Here is a 19205-nt window from a genome sequence, read left to right as displayed (position 1 = left end):
CGCGACGACCCACGCGGTCAGTCGCCGCCGAGCGCCGCCAGCCGCGCCTCTTCGTCGGCGGCGATGGCCGACTCGATGAGGGGCCCGAGGGCGCCGTCCATGACCTGATCGAGGTTGTAGGCCTTGTAGCCGGTGCGGTGGTCGGCGATGCGGTTCTCGGGGAAGTTGTACGTGCGGATGCGCTCGGAACGGTCCATGCCGCGGATCTGCGAACGGCGGGCGTCGGATGCCGCGGCATCCCGCTCCTCCTGCTGCTTGGCGAGCAGCCGGGCACGCAGCACCCGCATGCCGGCCTCGCGGTTCTGCAGCTGGCTCTTCTCGTTCTGCATCGAGACGACGATGCCGGTCGGCAGGTGCGTGATGCGCACCGCGGAGTCGGTCGTGTTGACGGACTGTCCACCCGGACCCGACGAGCGGAACACGTCGATCTTGAGGTCGTTCGCGTCGATCTGCACCTCTTCGGGCTCGTCGACCTCCGGGAAGACGAGGACACCCGTCGTCGACGTGTGGATCCTCCCCTGCGACTCGGTCGCGGGGACGCGCTGCACACGGTGCACGCCGCCCTCGTACTTGAGGTGGGCCCACACCCCCTGCGCGGGGTCGGTCGAGCTGCCCTTGATCGCGACCTGGACGTCCTTGTAGCCGCCCAGATCGGATTCGTTGCGTTCCAGCAGCTCGGTCTTCCACCCCATGGATGCCGCGTACTGCAGGTACATCCGCAGGAGATCGGCCGCGAACAGGGCCGACTCGGCGCCGCCCTCCCCCGCCTTGACCTCGAGGATCACGTCGCGCGCGTCGTCGGGGTCGCGCGGGATGAGCAGGCGCCGCAGCTTCTCCTGCGCGGCGGCGACCCGCTCCTCGAGGACCGGGACCTCGTCGGCGAAGGCGTCGTCCTCACGGGCGAGCTCACGCGCGGCGGCGAGGTCGTCGTCCGCCGCGCGCCACGCGTCGTGCGCCGCGACGATCTTCGACAGCTCGGCGTAGCGACGGTTGACGCGCTTCGCGCGGGCGGCATCGGCGTGCACCGCGGGGTCGGAGAGCTCCTCCTGGACCGCGCGGTGCTCGTCGATCAGCGCCTGGACGGACTCGAACACGGTCCCGCTCAGCGGATGCTGTTCTCGTGTCCGTGGCTGTGGCCGCCGGCGGTCGTGGACACCGACTTCATCTGCACGTTCTGCATCTGGTAGAGGAACTCCACGTTCGAGCTCGTCTCCTTGAGCTTGCCGAGGACCACCTCGAGAGCCTGCTGCGGGTCGAGGCCGGCGAGGGCGCGACGCAGCTTCCAGGTGATCTTGACCTCGTCGGGGTTCAGCAGCATCTCCTCGCGGCGCGTGGACGAAGCGTTGACGTCGACGGCGGGGAAGATGCGCTTGTCGGCCAGCTGACGCGACAGGCGCAGCTCGCTGTTGCCGGTGCCCTTGAACTCCTCGAAGATGACCTCGTCCATCTTGGAGCCGGTCTCCACGAGCGCCGTCGCGAGGATGGTGAGCGATCCGCCGTTCTCGATGTTGCGGGCGGCACCGAAGAAGCGCTTGGGCGGGTACAGGGCCGACGCGTCGACGCCACCGCTGAGCACGCGGCCGCTGGTGGGCGCCGAGATGTTGTAGGCGCGGCCGAGACGCGTGATCGAGTCGAGCAGCACGACGACGTCGCGGCCGAGCTCCACGAGGCGCTTGGCGCGCTCGATGGCGAGCTCCGCGACGGTCGTGTGGTCTTCGGCCGGGCGGTCGAAGGTCGAGGCGATGACCTCGCCCTTGACCGTGCGCTGCATGTCGGTGACCTCTTCGGGGCGCTCGTCGACGAGCACGACCATGAGGTGGACCTCGGGGTTGTTCGTCGCGATCGCGTTCGCGATCTGCTGCAGGACGATCGTCTTGCCGGCCTTCGGCGGCGCGACGATGAGACCGCGCTGGCCCTTGCCGATCGGGGCGACGAGGTCGATGATGCGCTGCGTGAGCTTCTCCGGCGCCGTCTCCAGGCGCAGGCGCTCCTGCGGGTAGAGCGGCGTGAGCTTGCCGAACTCGACGCGCTCGGCGGCGTCGTCGACCGACAGGCCGTTGATGGCGTCGACCTTCACCAGCGCGTTGTACTTCTGGCGGCTCGACTGCTCGCCCTCGCGCGGCTGCTTGATGGCGCCGACGACGGCGTCGCCCTTGCGCAGGTTGTACTTCTTGACCTGGCCGAGCGAGACGTAGACGTCGCTGGCGCCGGGCAGGTAGCCCGTCGTGCGCACGAACGCGTAGTTGTCGAGCACGTCCAGGATGCCGGCGATCGGGATGAGGACGTCGTCCTCGCCGATCTCGGTCTCGAACTCGTCGCCGTTCTGGTTCTGTCCGCCGCGACGCTTGTTGCGCTGACGACCGCGTCCCTGACCCTGCTCGTCGGCGTCGTCGTTCGACGTGTTGTCCTCGGCGGGGGCCGCGGGAGCGGCCGGCGCGTTCTGACCGCCCTGCGTGGCCGGGGCGTTCTGCGCGGCCTGGGCGTTCTCGCCGCGCTGGCCGCGGTTGCGGCTGCGGCTGCGCGAACGGCTGCGGCTGCGGCTGGGGGTCTCGCCCTCGGCCGCGTTCTCGCCGGATGCCGTGGCGTCGGCGGCGGCACCCGTCTCGTCCTGGGCAGGAGCGGTCTCGCCCTCACCGGACGGGGCGACGGCGTCGGTGGCCGCAGCCGCGGTGTCGGGGGTCTCCGCCGGCGCGGCGGTCTCGGCGGGCGCGTCCGCGCTCTCGGCGGCGGTCTCGACGACGGTCTCGGCGACGGTCTCGGCGGCGGCGGTCTCGGCGGCGGGAGCCTCGGCATCCGTCGCCTCGGCGGCCGGCACGTCGGTGCTCTTCGCACGGCGCGGGGCACGCTTGCGCGGCGCTTTGACGGGCTTCTCGACGACCGGCGCCTCCTCGCTCGCGGCGGCGGGGGCCTCGGCATCCGAGGGCACCTCGACGTCGGGGGCCTCGCTCTGGACGGCCTCGGCGGCGGGCTCCTCCGGCGCGACGGGCTCCTCCGCGGGAGCCTCCTCCGCGGGAGCCTCCTCCGCGGGAGCCTCCTCGGCGGCGGCCTCCTCGACGGGGGTCTCCTCCGCCGGGGTCTCGTCGGCGGTGGGGGCGTCGGTCACCTCGGTCGCGGCGGCGTCGCCGGCGGCTTCCGTGTTCTCGACGTTCTCGATGTTCTCGGTCTGGATCTCGGAGAGGGACTCCACGAGTTCTCCTTCGTAGGCATGTGGACGGGGACCGTCCGCATCGCGCCGTCCACGACAGGCGCTACCGCTCTCGTGCGCGCATGCACGTCTAGCTCAGACGCGCGATGGTGCAACGTGAGGGTTATGCGGTGGTTCGCAGAATTGCGACGGAGGCCAGATTCACGGTCACGCCGTGGCACCCTCCGTATGGTTCCTCACTGTACCACCCCTGACGTCGACGGCGAGCATGCGCGGCTCCCACGGAGTGTCCGTGACGGTGGCCGCCACCTCCGCGGCCGCGAGACGCTGACCGGGACCGTCGGCGAGCACGAGCACGCTCGGTCCGGCTCCCGACACCACCGCCGCGAAGCCACGGGCACGCAGGGCGCGAACGAGCTCGTCGGTCGCCGGCATCGCCTGGGCCCGGTACGACTGATGCAGCTTGTCCTCGGTGGCCGCCATCAGCAGCTCCGGGCTCTGGGTGAGCGCCGCGATCAGCAGGGCCGAGCGCGACACGTTGAAGACGGCGTCCTCGCGCGTGACCTGCAGGGGCGCGAGCCCGCGCGCGACCGACGTGGACATCGTGAAGTCGGGGACGAACACGAGCGGAGCCACGCCGCGGTGCACCAGCAGCTTCTTGTGCTGCGGGCCGTTCTCGTCCATCCACGCGATCGTGAGGCCGCCGAACAGCGCCGGTGCGACGTTGTCGGGGTGCCCCTCGAGCTCCGTCGCGAGCCGCAGCAGCGTGTCGGGACCGAGCTCGACATCGCCGGCGAGCAGCCCCTGGGCCGCGAGCAGTCCGGCGACGACCGCCGCGCCCGACGAGCCCATGCCGCGCCCGTGCGGGATGGTGTTGTGCGCGACGAGACGGATGCCGGGCATCGGACGGCCGGAGGCCTCGAAGGCGTACGCCATGGCCCGCACGACCAGGTGCGAGGCGTCGGTGGGCACGTCCGCGGCGCCCTCCCCCGAGACGACGATCTCCAGCCCCGGCTCGGGCAGCGCCGTGACGACGAGCTCGTCGTACGAGCTCAGCGCGAGGCCCAGCGTGTCGAAGCCGGGCCCGAGGTTGGCGCTCGTCGCGGGCACGCGCACCGCGACGGCACGCCCCGCCTCTGCCGCGGTCATGCCAGGTCGAGGACGGACGCGACCTCACTGGTCGTCGCGTCGACGACGGTGGGCTCGACCTCGGTGCCGTCGGCGTTGCGCAGGGCCCACTGGGGGTCCTTGAGGCCGTGGCCGGTGACGGTGATGACGATGGTCGCGCCGGCGGGGATCACGCCCGCCTCAGCGCGGTCCAGCAGGCCCGCGACGCCGATCGCGCTGGCGGGCTCGACGAAGACGCCGGCCGTGCTGGCCAGCAGCTTCTGCGCCGCGAGGATGCGCGCGTCGTCGATGGCGCCGAACCAGCCCTGGGTCGCGTCGCGCGCTTCGAGGGCGAGCTCCCACGAGGCGGGGTTGCCGATGCGGATCGCGGAGGCGATCGTCTCGGGGTTGCGGACGACCTCGCCGCGCACGAGCGGCGCGGAGCCCTCGGCCTGGAAGCCGAACATGCGCGGCACCTTGGTCGCGACGCCGCGCGCGGCCTCCTCGCGGTAGCCCCGGGAGTAGGCCGTGTAGTTGCCGGCGTTGCCGACGGGGATGAGGTGGAAGTCGGGGGCGTCGCCGAGCTGGGAGACGACCTCGTAGGCGGCCGTCTTCTGCCCCTCGATGCGGTCGGGGTTGACCGAGTTGACGAGGTGGACGGGGTAGTTGTCGGCGAGCTCGCGCGCGATCTCGAGGCAGTCGTCGAAGTTGCCGCGCACCTGGATCAGCCGACCGCCGTGGATGACCGCCTGGCTGAGCTTGCCCATCGCGATCTTGCCCTCCGGGACCAGCACGGCCGCCGTGATGCCCGCGTGCGCCGCGTAGGCGGCGGCGGATGCCGACGTGTTGCCGGTCGAGGCGCAGATGACGGCCTTCGCGCCGTGCTCGACGGCGCGCGAGAGCGCGACCGTCATGCCGCGGTCCTTGAAGGAGCCGGTCGGGTTCATGCCCTCGAACTTGATGAAGACGTTCGCGCCGGTCTGCTGCGAGAGCGCCGCGGCGGGGATCAGGGGCGTGCCGCCCTCGCCGAGCGTCACGACCGTCGACGTCTCCGTGACGCCGAGCCGATCGGCGTATTCGCGCAGGACTCCCTGCCAGACGTGTGCCATGTCCATCTCCTTCTTGCGGTGCCGCGACCGCGAGTTCAGTTTCCCCGGATCAATTGCCTTCGACGCGCAGGACCGACACGACGCGGCCGACCACGCCGCTGGCGGCGAGACGGTCGACGGTGTCGCTGAGGTCCTGCTCGCGTGCCGTGTGGGTGCCGATGACCAGCCGCGCGACGCCCGGAGCGTCCTCGACCTCGGTGGGCGCGGTCGGCTCGATCGTCTGCTCGACCGTCGCGATCGACACGCGTCCCTCGCTGAGGATGCCGGCCACCGTCGCGAGCACACCCGGCTCGTCGGAGACCTCGAGGGTGATCTGGTAGCGCGTGGTGACGCGGCCGATCGGGAGCACCGGGAGGTTCGCGCGCGTGGACTCGCCGACCCCGACCCCGCCGGCGATGTGGCGCCGCGCCGCCGACACGACGTCGCCGAGCACGGCGGACGCCGTCTGCACGCCGCCGGCGCCCGCGCCGTAGAACATCAGGTTCCCGGCCGCCTCGGCCTGGACGAAGACCGCGTTGTTGGCGCCGTGCACGCTCGCCAGCGGGTGCTCGCGCGGGACCAGGGCGGGGTACACGCGCACCGAGATCGCCTCGCCGGTGGGCGAGTCAGCCTCGGCGTCGGCGAGACGCTCGCAGACGGCCAGCAGCTTGATGACGTAGCCGGCGTGATGGGCGGCATCCATCGCCTGCTTGTCGATGCGCGTGATGCCCTCGCGGTGCACGGCGTCGAGCGGGACGGCGGTGTGGAAGGCGAGCGAGGCGAGGATGGCCGCCTTCTGCGCCGCGTCGTAGCCTTCGATGTCCGCCGTGGGGTCCGCTTCCGCGTAGCCGAGCTTCTGCGCGTCGGCGAGGACCTCGTCGAAGCCGCTGCCCTCGCTGTCCATGCGGTCGAGGATGTAGTTGGTCGTCCCGTTGACGATGCCCATGATCCGCTGCACGCGGTCGCCGGCGAGCGAGTCGCGCAGCGGTCGGATGATCGGGATGGCACCGGCGGCGGCGGCCTCGTAGTACACCGACGCGCCCACCTGATCGGCGGCGTCGAAGATCTCCGGGCCGTGCGTGGCCAGCAGCGCCTTGTTGGCGGTGACCACGTCGGCGCCCGACGACAGCGCCAGCAGGATGTCGGTGCGGGCGGGCTCGATGCCGCCCATCAGCTCGATGACGATGTCGGCGCCGACGATCAGCTGCTCGGAGTCGGTGGTGAACAGCTCGCGCGGCAGGTCCGCGTCGCGCGGCGCGTCGGGGTTGCGCACCGCGATGCCGACGAGATCGAGCGCGGCGCCGGCGCGGTCGGCCAGCTCGTCCGCGTGCTTGCGCAGGAGCGCGGCGACCTGGGACCCGACGGCCCCCGCCCCGAGCAGGGCCACACGCAGTCGACGGTAGTCGGTCATTCGTTCTCCTCGCCGGATGGGGAGCCGGAGGCGACCCCGAGGTCGCGCGCCAGCAGGTCGTCGATGGTCTCGCCGCGCACGATCACCCGTGCCGCGCCGTCCCGGACGGCGACGACCGGCGGCCGCGGCACGTAGTTGTAGTTACTCGACAGCGAGAAGCAGTAGGCGCCGGTCGCGGGCACGGCGAGCAGGTCGCCGGGGGTGACGTCGCCGGGCAGGTACTCCGCGTCGACGACGATGTCGCCGGACTCGCAGTGACGGCCCACCACGCGGGCCAGGGCAGGCGCGGCATCCGAGGTGCGCGATGCGAGACGGGCGGAGTACTGCGCGCCGTACAGCGCCGGACGCGCGTTGTCGCTCATGCCGCCGTCGACGCTGACGTAGAGCCGTTCGAGCTCGTCGCTGACCTGCACGGGCTTGACGGTGCCCACCTCGTACAGAGTCACACCGGCGCGGCCGACGATCGTGCGGCCCGGCTCGAAGGCGAGGTGAGGCAGCGGGATGCCGCGGACCTCGCACTCGCGCGCGACGGCGTCGACGATGCCGTCGGCCAGCGCGGCGATGGGCGTGGGCGTATCGACCGACGTGTAGGCGATGCCGAAGCCGCCCCCCAGGTTGAGGACGGGGATGTCGCCGCCGGCGAGCAGCTGCGCGTGGAGGTCGACCACGCGAGCCGCGGACTCCTCGAAGCCGCGCGCGCCGAAGATCTGCGAGCCGATGTGGCAGTGCAGGCCGACGAAGCGCAGGCCCGGCAGCTCGCGGATGCGGGCGACGACGGCCGGGGCGTCGGCGAGGGCGAACCCGAACTTCTGGTCCTCGTGGGCGGTCGCGAGGAAGTCGTGCGTCTCGGCGTGCACGCCGCTGTTCACGCGGACGAGGACCGCCTGCGGCTCGGCCCCGGCGGCGACGCGGCGCTCCACGATCGCGGCGAGCCGCTCGAGCTCGATGCGGGAGTCGATGACGATCGAGCCGATGCCGATCTCCACGGCGCGCTCCAGCTCGGCCACCGACTTGTTGTTGCCGTGCAGCCCGAGCCGCGACGGGTCGGCGCCGGCGGCGAGGGCCACGGCGAGCTCACCACCGGTGGCGACGTCGACCGCGAGCCCCTCTTCGGTGACCCACCGCACGACCTCCGTCGACAGGAACGCCTTGCCGGCGTAGTAGACCCGGGCCTGCACCCCGTGGCGGGCGGCGGCGGCGGCGAACGCCTCGCGCACCTCGCGGGCGCGGCGGCGCACGGCATCCTCGTCGAGGACGTACAGCGGTGTGCCGAAGCGGGCGCGCAGCGCGGCGGCGCCGACGCCGGCGATGAGCAGCTGGCCGTCGTCGTCGCGGGCGGCCGAGGCCGGCCACACGGCCGCGGCGAGCGCGTTCGCATCGTCCGGCACGGTGAGCCACGCGGGCACGAGCGGGCGGTCGGAGGCGGCGGACACGTGCGGAACCAATCGTGTGGGGTCGGGCTGCCGACGGTCACGTCACGCCCGGCAGTCCTAGAAGTCTAGGGCACCCCCGCATGCCGCCTCACGCATGTGACGACCCCCGCGAGACCCCCCGGGCCCGCCCCGCCTCAGCTGCACGTGCCCTTCTGCTGCAGGGCCGTGTCGACGGTGATCCGCGGATCGACCGCGATGTCCGCGACCACCTGCGATCCGTCGACGCGCACCGCGGACAGCGTGAGCCCGGCGGGCAGGTACTGCTTCACGCACACGTCCCAGTCGCGCACCACGGTGCGCGCGACCGCGCCGAACTGGTCGATCAGCACGTCGGCCGACACCTCGGCGCCCGACACCCGCAGCGTGCGCGGCGTGAGCACCAGGTCGCCGTCCGACGCCGAGGGGGCGAGGCTCACCCCGACCGGCACCGACAGGGCGAACAGCCTCAGCTCCGTCGACATCACGATGTCCGGCGCCTCGAGCGTGACGGCATCCGCCGGGAAGCCCTCGACGGTGCCGAGCAGCCCCCGCACCTGGGCCTCGTCCAGACGCACGGTCGCCGACGCGCTCTGCAGCGGCTGGTCGCCGCCGACGGGCACACCCGCGGCGTGCACCTCGACGTCGCCCGTGAGCTGCCCGAGCGGGACGTCCGCGGCGGACACGGTGACCTCGTCGAGACGGCCCGCGATCAGCTGCGGCAGCATCTGACCGGGGACGGCGACGTCGATCTGCTGGTCGGCGGGGAGGTCGAGCCGCGACACGACCTGCTCGCGGATCGTCCGCTCCACGACACCGCGGGCGATGTACTCCCCCGCGAACCACGCGCCGACGGCGAGCGCCGCGACCGCGAGCACGGCGATCAGCCACGGCCAGCGGCGGCTGCGGCGTCGTCGCGGTGCGGATGCCGCGGCATCCGTCGACAGCACCCACTGCGCCGTCGGGTCGGGAAGCGGCTGGGTGGGGTGCTGGTCGCTCACGTCACATCCGCTCGGGCGCGCTCACACCGAGGAGTCCGAGTCCGTTGCGCAGCACCTGACCGGTCGCGTCGTTGAGCCAGAGCCGCGTGCGGTGCAGGTCGGTGACCGGCTCGTCACCCAGCGGCGTCACCCGGCAGGTGTCGTACCAGCGGTGGTACAGGCTCGCGAGCTCCTCGAGGTAGCGCGCGACACGGTGCGGCTCGCGCACCTCGGCGGCGTAGGCCACGATGCGCGGGAACTCCTGCAGGGCGCCGAGCAGGGCCGACTCGCTCTCGTGGTCCAGCAGCTCGGGCACGAACGCGCTGCGGTCGACGCCGGAGTCCGCCGCGTTGCGCGCGACGTTGTGCGTGCGGGCATGCGCGTACTGCACGTAGAAGACGGGGTTGTCGTTCGTGCGCTTCGTGAGGATCTCGGGGTCGAGGGTCAGCGGCGAATCGGCGGGGTACCGCGCGAGCGAGTAGCGCAGCGCATCGGTGCCGAGCCAGTCGCGCAGGTCGTCGAGCTCGATGATGTTGCCGGCGCGCTTGGACAGCCGCGCGCCGTTGACCGAGACGAGCTGGCCGATCAGCACCTCGATGTCCTTCTCGGGGTCGTCGCCCGCCGCGCCCGCGAGCGCCTTGAGGCGGTGGACGTAGCCGTGGTGGTCGGCGCCGAGGAGGTAGATCTTGTGTGCGAAGCCGCGGTCGCTCTTGTTGAGGTAGTAGGCGGCGTCGGCGGCGAAGTAGGTGTACTCGCCGTTGGAGCGACGGATCACGCGATCCTTGTCGTCACCGAAGTCGGTCGTGCGCACCCACACGGCGTCGTCCTGGTCGAACACGTGCCCCTGGGCGTGCAGGCGGTCGACGGCCTCGTCGACGAGGCTCGGCTCGCCGTTCGGGCCGTGGGCGTGGAGCGTGCGCTCGCTGAAGAACACGTCGAAGTGGACGTTGAACTTCTCCAGCGACGCCTGCAGGTCGGCCAGCTGCAGGGCATACGCCCGATCGCGCGCCTCGACCACCTGGTCCTCCGCCGGCAGGTCGAGGATGCCCGGGAGCTCGGCGAGGACGCGACGGGCGAGGTCGTCGATGTAGGAGCCCGGATAGCCGTCCTCGGGGGTCGGCTCGCCCTTGATGGCGGCGAGCACGGAACGGCCGAAGCGGTCCATCTGCGCGCCCGCGTCGTTGATGTAGAACTCGCGCACGAGCGTCGCACCGCTGGCCAGGAGCACCCGCGCGATCGCGTCGCCCAGGGCCGCCCACCGGGTGTGGCCGATGTGCATCGGGCCGGTCGGGTTCGCGCTCACGAACTCCAGGTTGATGCTCTGCCCGCGCTGGGTCTCGTTGGTGCCGTAGGCCGCGCCGGCCTCGACGATCGCCCGGGCCAGGGCACCGGCGGCGCCCGCCTCGAGACGGATGTTGATGAAGCCGGGACCGGCGACCTCGACGCTCGCGACGCCGTCGGTGGCGGCGAGCGCGTCGGCGATCTCCTGCGCGAACTCGCGCGGGTTCGCCCCGACCGCCTTGCCGAGCTTCAGCGCGGCGTTGGACGCCCAGTCGCCGTGGTCGCGGTTGCGCGGCCGCTCCAGCGGCAGGTCGGCCGCGGTCAGACCGGCGCTCGCACCGGGGCGTCGCGCCTCGGCGAGCGGGGCGATGACGGCGAGGAGGGCGGCGGAGAGGGCGTCGGGGTTCATAGCCCGTCAAGTCTACGGGCGCGTGCCGCCCGCAACCTGCGTGCCCGGCTCGGCATCCGTCGTGAGGTGCGGGGTCTTGCGGGGCCCTCCCCGCGCGCAGGCGCCGGCACAACTCCACCTGAGACGTCTGCGAAGCCACGAAAGCTGCGGACACCAGACCACAGGCGGAGTTGCGCAGGCACGTCGAGACCCACGGCCGCGGTGGCGGCCCGGCTGGCGCCGTCGGAGGCTCAGGCCGCATCCGCGCGCCGCCGCCGTGCGCAACTCCAGCTCGGTCGTGCGCGTGGGAGCGATAGCCGCAGCCTGGTGACGCACAGGCGGAGTTGCGCAGGCGCGTCGAGCCTCACGGCCGCGGTGGCGGTGGCGGCCGCGATGGCGGTGGCGGCCGGGTCAGGCGAGCTGGACGAGCTCGGCGAAGTCGTCGAGAGCGGGGTCGGATGCCGCGGCCGCGGCATCCTGCGCCGCGACGTCGGACGCGTCGTCCGGCAGGACGCACGCGTCGACGCGCATCCGCTGCAGGCCGACGTAGCCGCCGTGGTAGCTGAGGAACGCGCAGTCGGCGGCGTCGCGGCCGGTCGCGATGCGCACCAGCGAGCGGCGGTTCGCGAGCCGGGTGGCGTCGATGACGTACCAGCTGCCCTCGAGGTAGGCCTCGGCGACGGCGTGGAAGTCCATCGGGCGCAGCCCCGGCGCGAAGCACGCGGCGTAGCGGGCCGGCATGTCCATGGCCCGCAGCAGGGCGATGACGACGTGCGCGTAGTCGCGGCAGACGCCCTGGCCGGTCATCAGCGTGGTGACGGCCGAGTCGGTGCCCTGGCTGAGCCCCGGCGTGTAGGTCGTGCTGGAGGCGACGAACTCGCTGACGGCCGCGATGAGGTCGAGGCCCTGCAGCCCCCGGAACTGACGCCGCGCCTGCGAGAAGACCTCGTCGGACTGGCAGTAGCGGCTGGGGCGCAGGTAGGTGATGGCTTCCAGGTCGCTCGTCGCGCGCTGGGCGACGTGGCCCTCGATGAGCGCCTCGTAGCGCACCTCGAGACGTCCCGACTCGCCCAGAAGGCGGTGCAGCCGACTCCCGGACTGGTCGATGATCTCCGTCGGGGTGTACACGCGATCGCCCTGCGTGAAGGTCAACTCCTCGCGCAGGACCGGGGCCGGCTGGGCCGCCGCGATCTGGAAGATGAGGTCGACGGAGGCCCCGAGATCGAGGTCCAGTTCGGCGGTCACGAGGCGTTGCACCGCAGTATCCTCGCACGCCGCGGAGGCGGTCGCGCACACGGATGTCCGGACCCTCTCACGCGGGTCCCCGACGGCCGATTCCGGTTTGTGCCGGCCGTGACCTACTCTCGTCGCATGTCCGCCGCCCGCCGCCCGCGTCGCCGCCTTCCGGCGGGCGCACGGGCGACGCTCGCGACGCTCGTCGCGGTCGCCTGCGGCGTGGGCGTCTGGCAGCTCGCGATGCGCATCGCCGACCCGGCACCGGCCGCGGTCACGGCCTCCGGCAGCGACGCCGTGGCGGTGGCACCGGCATCCCTCGTGCTGCCGGATCACCCCACGGTGCTGGTGTTCGGCGACTCCTGGACGTACGGCTCGGCAGCCGCATCACCGGCCCTCGGCTACGCCGCCGTGGTCGGCGAGCTCGCCGGCTGGACGACGGTGGTCGACGGCGTGCGCGGCTCCGGGTATCTCACACCCGGGATCGACGGGCCCGACTACGCCACGCGCATCGCGGCGCTCGACCCGCGGCTCGATCCGGACCTCGTGATCGTGCAGGGCTCGATCAACGATCGACGTGAGCCGGCGGCGGGCTATCGGCAGGCGGTGGATGCCGCGTGGGACGCCCTGGCCGATCGGCTCCCCCGCGCGCAGGTGGTCATCCTCGGGCCGGCGCCGCAGGTGCTGCCCGTCGAAGCGGCGACGGCGCGGATCGACGCGGATCTCGCCGCCGCGGCCGCTGCGCGCGGCTGGTGGTACATCTCCCCCGTCCGGGAGCGGTGGATCACGCCGGCGAACTACGCGCAGGTGATCGACGCCGGTGCCGGGCGCCAGCACCCTTCGACCGCCGGGCACCGCTACCTCGCGGAGCGGCTCGCGGCGGCGGTCGCGGCGCTGCAGCGGTGATACCCTCGATCGGTACGCCTCCGTAGCTCAGGGGATAGAGCGTTGGTTTCCGGTACCAAAGGTCGCAGGTTCGATTCCTGTCGGGGGCACTCCTAGTTCCGCACGTCGTCGCGACGCGTCCGCGTCACGCGTCGTCATGCGCCGTCACACGCGCTCATCTCGCGGCACGGGGACACCCCTCTTCCTCCCGTCGAGACATGACCCGCACGACACTGCTGGAGAGGAGGCCGTCGCCTTCGCCCGCGATCTCATCCGCATCGACACCGTCGACACGTGTGTCGCCGATCTCGTCCTCGCGTTCCTCGCCGACGAGGAGAGCGGTGGCGTGTGGGGCGCGGGATGGCTCGTGGAGCACCGTCCGGACCTCTTCGGCGCGGCACGGGGGCTCTCCTTCTCCCCCGAGACGCGCGACGACGACCTCGACGCCCTCGGCTTCGTCGGAACCCTGATCGAGACCCTGCAGGCGGCGATGGCGGCGGAGGACGAGCAGGGCATCGTCGTCCCGTACCTGCTCCCGGCCTCCACCGACAACAAGCACTTCGCACGCCTCGGCATCCACGGCTACGGGTTCATCCCGCTCCGCGTGCCGCGGGGCTTCGACGTCTTCGGCCAGTTCCACGCGGCGGACGAGCGCATCCCTCTCGCGGCGCTGCACTTCAGCGCGCGCACGACGGCTCGCATCCTGCAGCACGCCTAGCGGGCAGGATGCGGGCCGTCGGGGATTCAGCCCTCGGACGGGAGCTCGGCCGCCGGTGCCCCCGCGTCGCGCCAGGCGGGGAAGCCGCCGTCGACGTGCGCGACGTTGGTGAAGCCGCTCTCGCGCAGCTTCTGCGCCACCGGTCCCGAGCCGCGGATGGATCCGCAGACGATGACGATGTCCTGATCCCACTCGGTGATCTCGGCGAGCTTCTCCGGAGAGTCGAGGAGGAACTGCGCGTCGATGCGATCGCGGTCACCGCGGATCGCCCCGGGGATCGCCCCGTCTTTGGCGCGACCGGCGTCGCTGCGCACGTCGACCACGACGGCGCCGGCCGCGAACCGGTCGGCGGCCTCTTCCGGGCTGATCAGCGGGGCCTCGACGGCGGGGGTGGATGCGGGTGCGACGTGGTCGTGGGTCACGGATGTCTCCTCGTGGGTCGGGATCGGAAGGGGGTGGTCCGCATGCGTCCGACGATAGGTGCGCCCCGCGCAGCGCCGGCCGATGCGTCGCCGGATTGCTCTGTGTGACGCCACGCTACGGATGATCACGGGCCGTGACGAACGGTGTTTGCCGTGCGCCCGTGCCGCTCTCTACCGTCAGGCAACCGGCTCGTCCCCGATGAGCCTTCCCGAGAGAACGGCCCGAAAGAGGCTTCCATGACCGACACCCTGGCCCGCGCCACCGGCGCGTCCGCGACCGCCCCCGGATCGCCGCCCGACGGCGACCGGTGGGACCTCGGCACCATCCGCGTCGTCCGCACGAAACACTGGTTCCGCTGGGCGCTCGCGGCCGTCGTGATCTTCGTCCTCGCGCAGTTCGCGTGGTCGCTCGTGACCGACGAGAACTACGAGTGGGACGTGTTCGCGCGCTACTTCGTCTCCGAGCCGGTCCTGCGCGGACTCGGTCTGACGCTGCTGTACACGGCGGTCTCGGCCGTGATCGGCTTCCTCCTCGGGACGCTGATCGCCCTGGCCCGCCTCGCGAAGTCGCCGCTGCTGAACAGCGCCGCCTGGCTGTACATCTGGTTCTTCCGCTCGGTGCCGCTCGTCGTGCAGCTGGTGGTCTGGTACAACCTCGGCTACCTCTACCCGACCCTCGGCCTCGGAACGCCGTTCACGACGGACTTCTGGATCGTCGAGTTCCCCACCGTCCAGCTGATCTCGGCGTTCGCGGCCGGCGTGCTCGGTCTCTCCCTCCACCAGGCCGCCTACTCGGCGGAGATCATCCGCGGTGGACTGCTGTCGGTGGACCAGGGCCAGCTGGAGGCCGCCGCCTCGCTCGGCATCCCGCCCCGCCGCCGCCTCACCCGCATCGTGCTCCCGCAGGCCATGCGCTCGATCGTGCCCAACGCGACCAACGAGGTCATCGGTCTCGTCAAGGGGACGTCGGTGCTCTTCGTCATCGCCATCCCCGAGCTTTTCTACGCGGTGCAGGTCATCTACAACCGCAACAGCCGCGTCATCCCGCTGCTGCTGGTCGCGGTGGTCTGGTACACGATCGTCACGACGATCCTGAGCATCGCGCAGTACTACATCGAGCGCCACTACGCCCGCGGAACCGTGCGCGTGCTCCCGCCCACACCGGTACAGAAGGCGCGCGCGTGGATCGCCGCGCAGTGGGCGCGCCTGGCCGACGAGAACCCGACAGCGGCGCGACCGGTGCCGCACGACGAGAAGGTCGCAGGACGGTCATGAGCGCGACGACGGGACTCGTGGAGATCCACGACGTGCACAAGAGCTACGGCGGCATCGAGGTGCTCCGCGGCATCCATCTGACGATCGCCCCCGGCGAGGTCGTGGCGATCCTCGGCGCCAGCGGCTCGGGCAAGTCGACCCTGCTGCGCACCATCAACCACCTCGAGACGGTGGATGCCGGCTCGGTCACGGTCGACGGCGAGTTCATCGGCTACGAGAAGCGCGGCGGCGTCCTCCACGAGCTGCGCGAGCGCGACGTGCTCGCGCGACGCACGCAGATCGGCATCGTCTTCCAGAACTTCAACCTCTTCCCGCACCTGACCGCCCTGGAGAACGTCACGGAGGCGCCGATCGCCCTCGGGCGACACTCCAAGGAGGATGCCCGCGAGCTCGGGCTGGGGCTGCTGGACCGCGTGGGCCTCGCGGACAAGGCCGACCGCTACCCGCGCCAGCTCTCCGGCGGTCAGCAGCAGCGGGTGGCGATCGCCCGCGCGCTGGCCCTCGCACCGAAGGTGATCCTGTTCGACGAGCCGACGAGCGCCCTCGATCCGGAACTGGTCGGCGAGGTGCTCGACGTCATCCGCGACCTCGCGCAGCTCGGCACCACGCTGGTCATCGTCACCCATGAGGTCGGCTTCGCACGCGAGGTCGCCGACCGCGTCGTCTTCCTCGACGGCGGTCGCATCATCGAGCAGGGTCCGCCCTCCGAGGTCCTCGTGCGTCCCCAGCACCCCCGCGTGCAGGAGTTCCTCGCCAAGGTCCTCTCCTGACAACCCCACCGCAGATCACACCCGAAACACAGAAAGCAGAACACAGCACATGGCCATCAGCAAGAAGCAGGGCATCGCCCTCGGCATCGCGGTCGTCGCCGTCGCCGCGATCGTCGGCGGCATCATCACGGCGGTCAGCCTCAACGGCTCGGCGACCGCCGCCGAGCCCGGCCCGACCGAGACCAGCGCGAACGTGTCCGCCTCCGGCATCCACTGGGTCCACCTGGACTCGTCCGTTCCCGCCGCCGTCGAGGCGCTCAAGAAGAGCGGCTTCACCCCGATCGAGCCCGGGAAGCTCACCGTCGCGATCGGCGCCTTCGTCCCGCCGCTGAGCTACCAGCCGGAGGGCACCTCGGCCGCGACGGACGTCGCGGGCACCGAGCCGAACATCGGCTCGCTGATCGCCGAGGCGCTGGGGCTGGAGTACAACCCCGTCGTGGTCGCCTGGGCCGACTGGCCGCTCGGCATCCAGTCGGGCAAGTACGACCTCATCGCGTCGAACGTCACGGTGACAGAGGAGCGCAAGGAGCTGTACGACTTCGCGAGCTACCGTGTCGACCAGCTCGGCTTCTACGTGAAGTCCGACAGCGCGATCACCTCCATCGCGGGCTCCGACGACATCTCGGGGCTGAAGATCATCGTGGGCTCGGGCACGAACCAGGAGAAGGTGCTGCTCGCCTGGAACGCGGAGCTCGAGAAGAAGGGCAAGGCGCCCGCTGAGCTCGTCTACTACGACGACAACGCGGCCGCGACGCTCGCGATCCAGTCGGGTCGCGCCGACGCCACCTTCGGCCCCAACGCGACCTCCGCCTGGGGCGCGCGCGAGACCGGTGACACCAAGCTCGTCGGGCTGGTGTCGGGCGGCTGGCCGCTGACGGCCAACATCGCGGCGGCGACGAAGAAGGGCAACGGCCTCATCGAGCCGGTCCAGATCGCCCTCAACGCCATCATCGACGGCGGCCAGTACGACGAGCTCCTGAAGACCTGGGGTCTGGAGGGCGAGCGGGTCGACAAGAGCGAGGTCAACCCGCAGGGTCTGCCGAAGTCCTGAGTCCGCGTTCTCCCACCGGCCGGTCCCATCCGCGGGACCGGCCGGTATCCTCGTCCTCTGGAGATCCGATGCCCCCTTCTTCCCCCGTCCCCGTCCCCGCTCCCGCCGCGCCCGCGCGAGCGGCCCACGACCCGGCGTCGCCGGCCGACGCCGCGTACCTCGCCAGCTACGGCGCGCTGTCCGACGGTTATCTCGCCTCCCTGCGCGACGTCGCCTCCCGCGTGCGCACAGGCGACGTGTGGGTGGCCGTCGACGACACGGGAGAGATCGTCGGCACCGTGTGGGTGTCGCGGCCGAACCGGGCCCTCAACCCCGACATCGGACGGCCGGGCGAGACCGACTTCCGCCAGCTCGCGGTCGCCCCGTCGGCGCGCGGCCGCGGCATCGGCGCCGCGCTGACGCGCCACGTCATCGCGCTGGCCCGCGAGCGCGGCTCGCACCGCGTCGTCATGAACTCGGGTCCGGAGATGACCGGGGCCCACGCGCTGTACGCGAAGCTGGGGTTCCGCCGGCTGCCCGACCGGGAGCAGGCACGCGAGCTCGAGCCGGGCCGCATCGTCACGCTCCTCGCCTTCGGCTACGACCTGGCTCCCGCACCCGCGCCCCCTGCCGAGGGCGCCGCCGACGAGCGCGGGCGACTGCTCGAAGTCCCCTGGGCCGACACCCGCGCCGCCGCGCTCCGCGAGCTCATGGATGCCGAGGTCAGCCCCCGCTACGCCGACCGCTTCCGCGACGGCGACCCGGCCGTCGCCGAGAGGGCGTTCGCCGTCGACCCCGCGACGATCGTCGCCACCCTGATCGCCCTCGACGAGGACGGCACCCCGGTCGGGCACGCCGCGCTGCGCGATCTCGCCCACGACGGCATCCGTGACCTCGAGATCAAGCGCTTCTTCGTGCACCCCCGCGCGCGCGGGCGTGGCGTGAGCCGGGCCCTGCTCGCGGAGTTGGAGCGCATCGCACAGCACCGCGGCGCGCGCCGGCTCATCCTGCAGACCGGGGACCGGCAGCACGACGCCGTGGCGCTCTACGAGAAGGCGGGCTACACCCCCATCGGGATCTACGAGCCCTACACGCCGTTCGCCTTCTCGCACTGCTTCGCGAAAGAGATCCCGGCGCAGGAGGTCCCGGCGAGCGGGCCCGGCGAGCGCTGACCGCTCAGGCCGGCACCGGCGCCGTCTCGCCGTGCACGCGCGAGACGGGGGTCTTCTCGCCCGCCTCGACCGCGATCGGCAGCCGGTTCTCGCTCGGCGGCAACGGGCACGTCGCGAAGTCGGTGTACGCGCACGGCAGGTTCGTCGCGCGGGTGAAGTCGATCGCCGTCCAGCCGTCCGCATCGGGGGCGTCCACCGCGACCGAGCGGTTCGCCGCGTAGGTCGTGCGCCCGCTCGTCGCATCGGTGAACAGCACGAGGAGGCCGCCGCCGTGACCGGGGAAGGCGGTGAGGGCGAGCGTCTCCCCCTCCCAGGCGAACTCCAGGCGGCCGGGCGCGTCGTAGACGTGGGTGAGACCGTCGACGGCCGAGCCGACCTCGGTCGGACGCGGGGTCTCGAACGGCACGAAGCGGGCGGGCACGCGCCACCGCGCGTCGGGGAGGTAGGCGGGCGTCCCCGGATACGCGACCAGGAACGGGTGGTCGGCGCGCCGGGGACGCACGATCGTGTGGCCCCCGCGGCGGGCGAGTTCGATCGCGCCCTCGACGTCACCGTCGGTGAAGCCCAGGAGCACGGAGGCGCGCTCGGGCAGCATCCCGAAGACGTGGCGCCCGCCGATGGCGACGCCGTCCAGGGTCAGGGTCTCACCCGCGGCGAGGTCGACGACGGCGCCGTCCACTCCGACGCTCCACGCCCCCGGCGCGCCCTCCAGGCGCACCGGGTCGGCCGAGAGCCAGGCCAGCCCGGTGATCGCGTGGAAGCCCAGCGGACTGTTGCGTCGCTCCTCGTGCGCGAGATGCCACGTCTCCCACTCGTGGGCGAACCGCGCCCGCTCGACGTCCGCGGTGATCGTGCTGGTCATCTTCTCTCCTCGTGGGGATGGGGGGTGGG

Annotated in this window: 17 protein-coding genes and 1 tRNA gene; 7 read left to right on the top strand and 11 right to left on the bottom strand. The window is 72.2% G+C overall.

Features of this window, described 5'->3' with window-relative positions:
* Positions 1–17 precede the first annotated feature (17 nt).
* The 9 genes from prfA to KY498_RS15980 all read right to left on the bottom strand — a co-directional run bounded on the left by prfA (position 18) and on the right by KY498_RS15980 (position 12066).
* Positions 18–1094 (bottom strand): peptide chain release factor 1, encoded by a 1077-nt coding sequence (gene prfA, locus KY498_RS16020; protein WP_060958901.1) that lies wholly within the window; start codon positions 1092–1094, stop codon positions 18–20.
* Positions 1095–1102: 8 nt separating this feature from the next.
* Positions 1103–3187 carry a transcription termination factor Rho gene (rho, locus tag KY498_RS16015; RefSeq protein WP_191008830.1) on the bottom strand — a complete coding sequence of 695 codons (2085 nt, stop codon included), beginning with the start codon at positions 3185–3187 and terminating at the stop codon, positions 1103–1105.
* 165 nt (positions 3188–3352) lie between these two features.
* Positions 3353–4294, bottom strand: coding sequence for a homoserine kinase (gene thrB / locus KY498_RS16010; protein WP_060959191.1), 942 nt, complete (start codon positions 4292–4294; stop codon positions 3353–3355).
* Positions 4291–5361 carry a threonine synthase gene (gene thrC / locus KY498_RS16005; RefSeq protein ID WP_060959190.1) on the bottom strand — a complete coding sequence of 357 codons (1071 nt, stop codon included), beginning with the start codon at positions 5359–5361 and terminating at the stop codon, positions 4291–4293. The genes thrB and thrC overlap by 4 nt, the downstream gene beginning before the upstream one ends.
* A gap of 49 nt (positions 5362–5410) precedes the next feature.
* Positions 5411–6751, bottom strand: coding sequence for a homoserine dehydrogenase (locus KY498_RS16000; protein ID WP_191008831.1), 1341 nt, complete (start codon positions 6749–6751; stop codon positions 5411–5413).
* Positions 6748–8184, bottom strand: coding sequence for a diaminopimelate decarboxylase (gene lysA / locus KY498_RS15995; RefSeq protein WP_191008832.1), 1437 nt, complete (start codon positions 8182–8184; stop codon positions 6748–6750). The genes KY498_RS16000 and lysA overlap by 4 nt, the downstream gene beginning before the upstream one ends.
* Positions 8185–8318: 134 nt before the next feature.
* Complete coding sequence (locus tag KY498_RS15990; protein WP_191008833.1) at positions 8319–9161, bottom strand: DUF2993 domain-containing protein; 843 nt, start codon at positions 9159–9161, stop codon at positions 8319–8321.
* Position 9162: 1 nt separating this feature from the next.
* Entirely contained in the window at positions 9163–10830 is a 1668-nt protein-coding gene (locus KY498_RS15985) for an arginine--tRNA ligase (RefSeq protein WP_191008834.1), read from the bottom strand.
* A gap of 390 nt (positions 10831–11220) precedes the next feature.
* Entirely contained in the window at positions 11221–12066 is an 846-nt protein-coding gene (locus KY498_RS15980; RefSeq protein ID WP_191008835.1) for a transglutaminase family protein, read from the bottom strand.
* 114 nt (positions 12067–12180) lie between these two features.
* On the opposite strand from KY498_RS15980, the gene KY498_RS15975 reads away from it, so the two are divergent.
* The 3 genes from KY498_RS15975 (at position 12181) to KY498_RS15965 (ending at position 13645) form a co-directional block, all read left to right on the top strand.
* Positions 12181–12948 (top strand): SGNH/GDSL hydrolase family protein, encoded by a 768-nt coding sequence (locus tag KY498_RS15975; protein WP_223848954.1) that lies wholly within the window; start codon positions 12181–12183, stop codon positions 12946–12948.
* 16 nt (positions 12949–12964) lie between these two features.
* Positions 12965–13037: transfer RNA gene (locus KY498_RS15970), tRNA-Arg, on the top strand.
* 47 nt (positions 13038–13084) lie between these two features.
* Positions 13085–13645 carry a hypothetical protein gene (locus KY498_RS15965; protein WP_191008893.1) on the top strand — a complete coding sequence of 187 codons (561 nt, stop codon included), beginning with the start codon at positions 13085–13087 and terminating at the stop codon, positions 13643–13645.
* A 26-nt stretch (positions 13646–13671) separates the two neighbouring features.
* On the opposite strand, the gene KY498_RS15960 is transcribed toward KY498_RS15965, so the two are convergent.
* On the bottom strand, positions 13672–14067 hold the full coding sequence (locus KY498_RS15960; protein ID WP_191008894.1) for a rhodanese-like domain-containing protein: 396 nt from the start codon (positions 14065–14067) through the stop codon (positions 13672–13674).
* 237 nt (positions 14068–14304) lie between these two features.
* Here KY498_RS15960 and KY498_RS15955 point away from each other — a divergent pair, with 237 nt between their 5' ends.
* The 4 genes from KY498_RS15955 (at position 14305) to KY498_RS16575 (ending at position 18314) form a co-directional block, all read left to right on the top strand.
* Positions 14305–15342, top strand: coding sequence for an amino acid ABC transporter permease (locus tag KY498_RS15955; RefSeq protein WP_191008895.1), 1038 nt, complete (start codon positions 14305–14307; stop codon positions 15340–15342).
* Entirely contained in the window at positions 15339–16112 is a 774-nt protein-coding gene (locus KY498_RS15950; RefSeq protein WP_061782543.1) for an amino acid ABC transporter ATP-binding protein, read from the top strand. The genes KY498_RS15955 and KY498_RS15950 overlap by 4 nt, the downstream gene beginning before the upstream one ends.
* A gap of 49 nt (positions 16113–16161) precedes the next feature.
* Positions 16162–17163, top strand: coding sequence for an ABC transporter substrate-binding protein (locus KY498_RS15945; protein WP_219879425.1), 1002 nt, complete (start codon positions 16162–16164; stop codon positions 17161–17163).
* A 68-nt stretch (positions 17164–17231) separates the two neighbouring features.
* On the top strand, positions 17232–18314 hold the full coding sequence (locus KY498_RS16575) for a GNAT family N-acetyltransferase (RefSeq protein ID WP_223849527.1): 1083 nt from the start codon (positions 17232–17234) through the stop codon (positions 18312–18314).
* A gap of 4 nt (positions 18315–18318) precedes the next feature.
* On the opposite strand, the gene KY498_RS15930 is transcribed toward KY498_RS16575, so the two are convergent.
* Positions 18319–19176: a DUF1684 domain-containing protein gene (locus KY498_RS15930; RefSeq protein ID WP_191008897.1), complete on the bottom strand. Its 858-nt coding sequence runs from the start codon at positions 19174–19176 to the stop codon at positions 18319–18321.
* Positions 19177–19205: the final 29 nt, after the last annotated feature.

The sequence above is a fragment of the Microbacterium sp. PAMC21962 genome, from assembly GCF_019443465.1.
In the GTDB taxonomy this organism is placed as follows: domain Bacteria; phylum Actinomycetota; class Actinomycetes; order Actinomycetales; family Microbacteriaceae; genus Microbacterium; species Microbacterium hominis.
Note: the sequence above shows the minus strand (reverse complement) of the source record. Positions and strands in the feature narration are given on the sequence as shown.

Bases quoted from the DNA above. Each gene is read 5' to 3' on its own strand.
- KY498_RS15985 (WP_191008834.1), bottom strand. From the start codon at position 10,830: ATGAACCCCGACGCCCTCTCCGCCGCCCTCCTCGCCGTCATCGCCCCG.
- thrC (WP_060959190.1), bottom strand. From the start codon at position 5,361: ATGGCACACGTCTGGCAGGGAGTCCTGCGCGAATACGCCGATCGGCTC.
- KY498_RS16000 (WP_191008831.1), bottom strand. From the start codon at position 6,751: ATGACCGACTACCGTCGACTGCGTGTGGCCCTGCTCGGGGCGGGGGCC.
- KY498_RS15945 (WP_219879425.1), top strand. From the start codon at position 16,162: ATGGCCATCAGCAAGAAGCAGGGCATCGCCCTCGGCATCGCGGTCGTC.
- KY498_RS15955 (WP_191008895.1), top strand. From the start codon at position 14,305: ATGACCGACACCCTGGCCCGCGCCACCGGCGCGTCCGCGACCGCCCCC.
- thrB (WP_060959191.1), bottom strand. From the start codon at position 4,294: ATGACCGCGGCAGAGGCGGGGCGTGCCGTCGCGGTGCGCGTGCCCGCG.
- KY498_RS15975 (WP_223848954.1), top strand. From the start codon at position 12,181: ATGTCCGCCGCCCGCCGCCCGCGTCGCCGCCTTCCGGCGGGCGCACGG.
- KY498_RS15950 (WP_061782543.1), top strand. From the start codon at position 15,339: ATGAGCGCGACGACGGGACTCGTGGAGATCCACGACGTGCACAAGAGC.
- KY498_RS15965 (WP_191008893.1), top strand. From the start codon at position 13,085: ATGCGCCGTCACACGCGCTCATCTCGCGGCACGGGGACACCCCTCTTC.
- KY498_RS16575 (WP_223849527.1), top strand. From the start codon at position 17,232: ATGCCCCCTTCTTCCCCCGTCCCCGTCCCCGCTCCCGCCGCGCCCGCG.
- KY498_RS15930 (WP_191008897.1), bottom strand. From the start codon at position 19,176: ATGACCAGCACGATCACCGCGGACGTCGAGCGGGCGCGGTTCGCCCAC.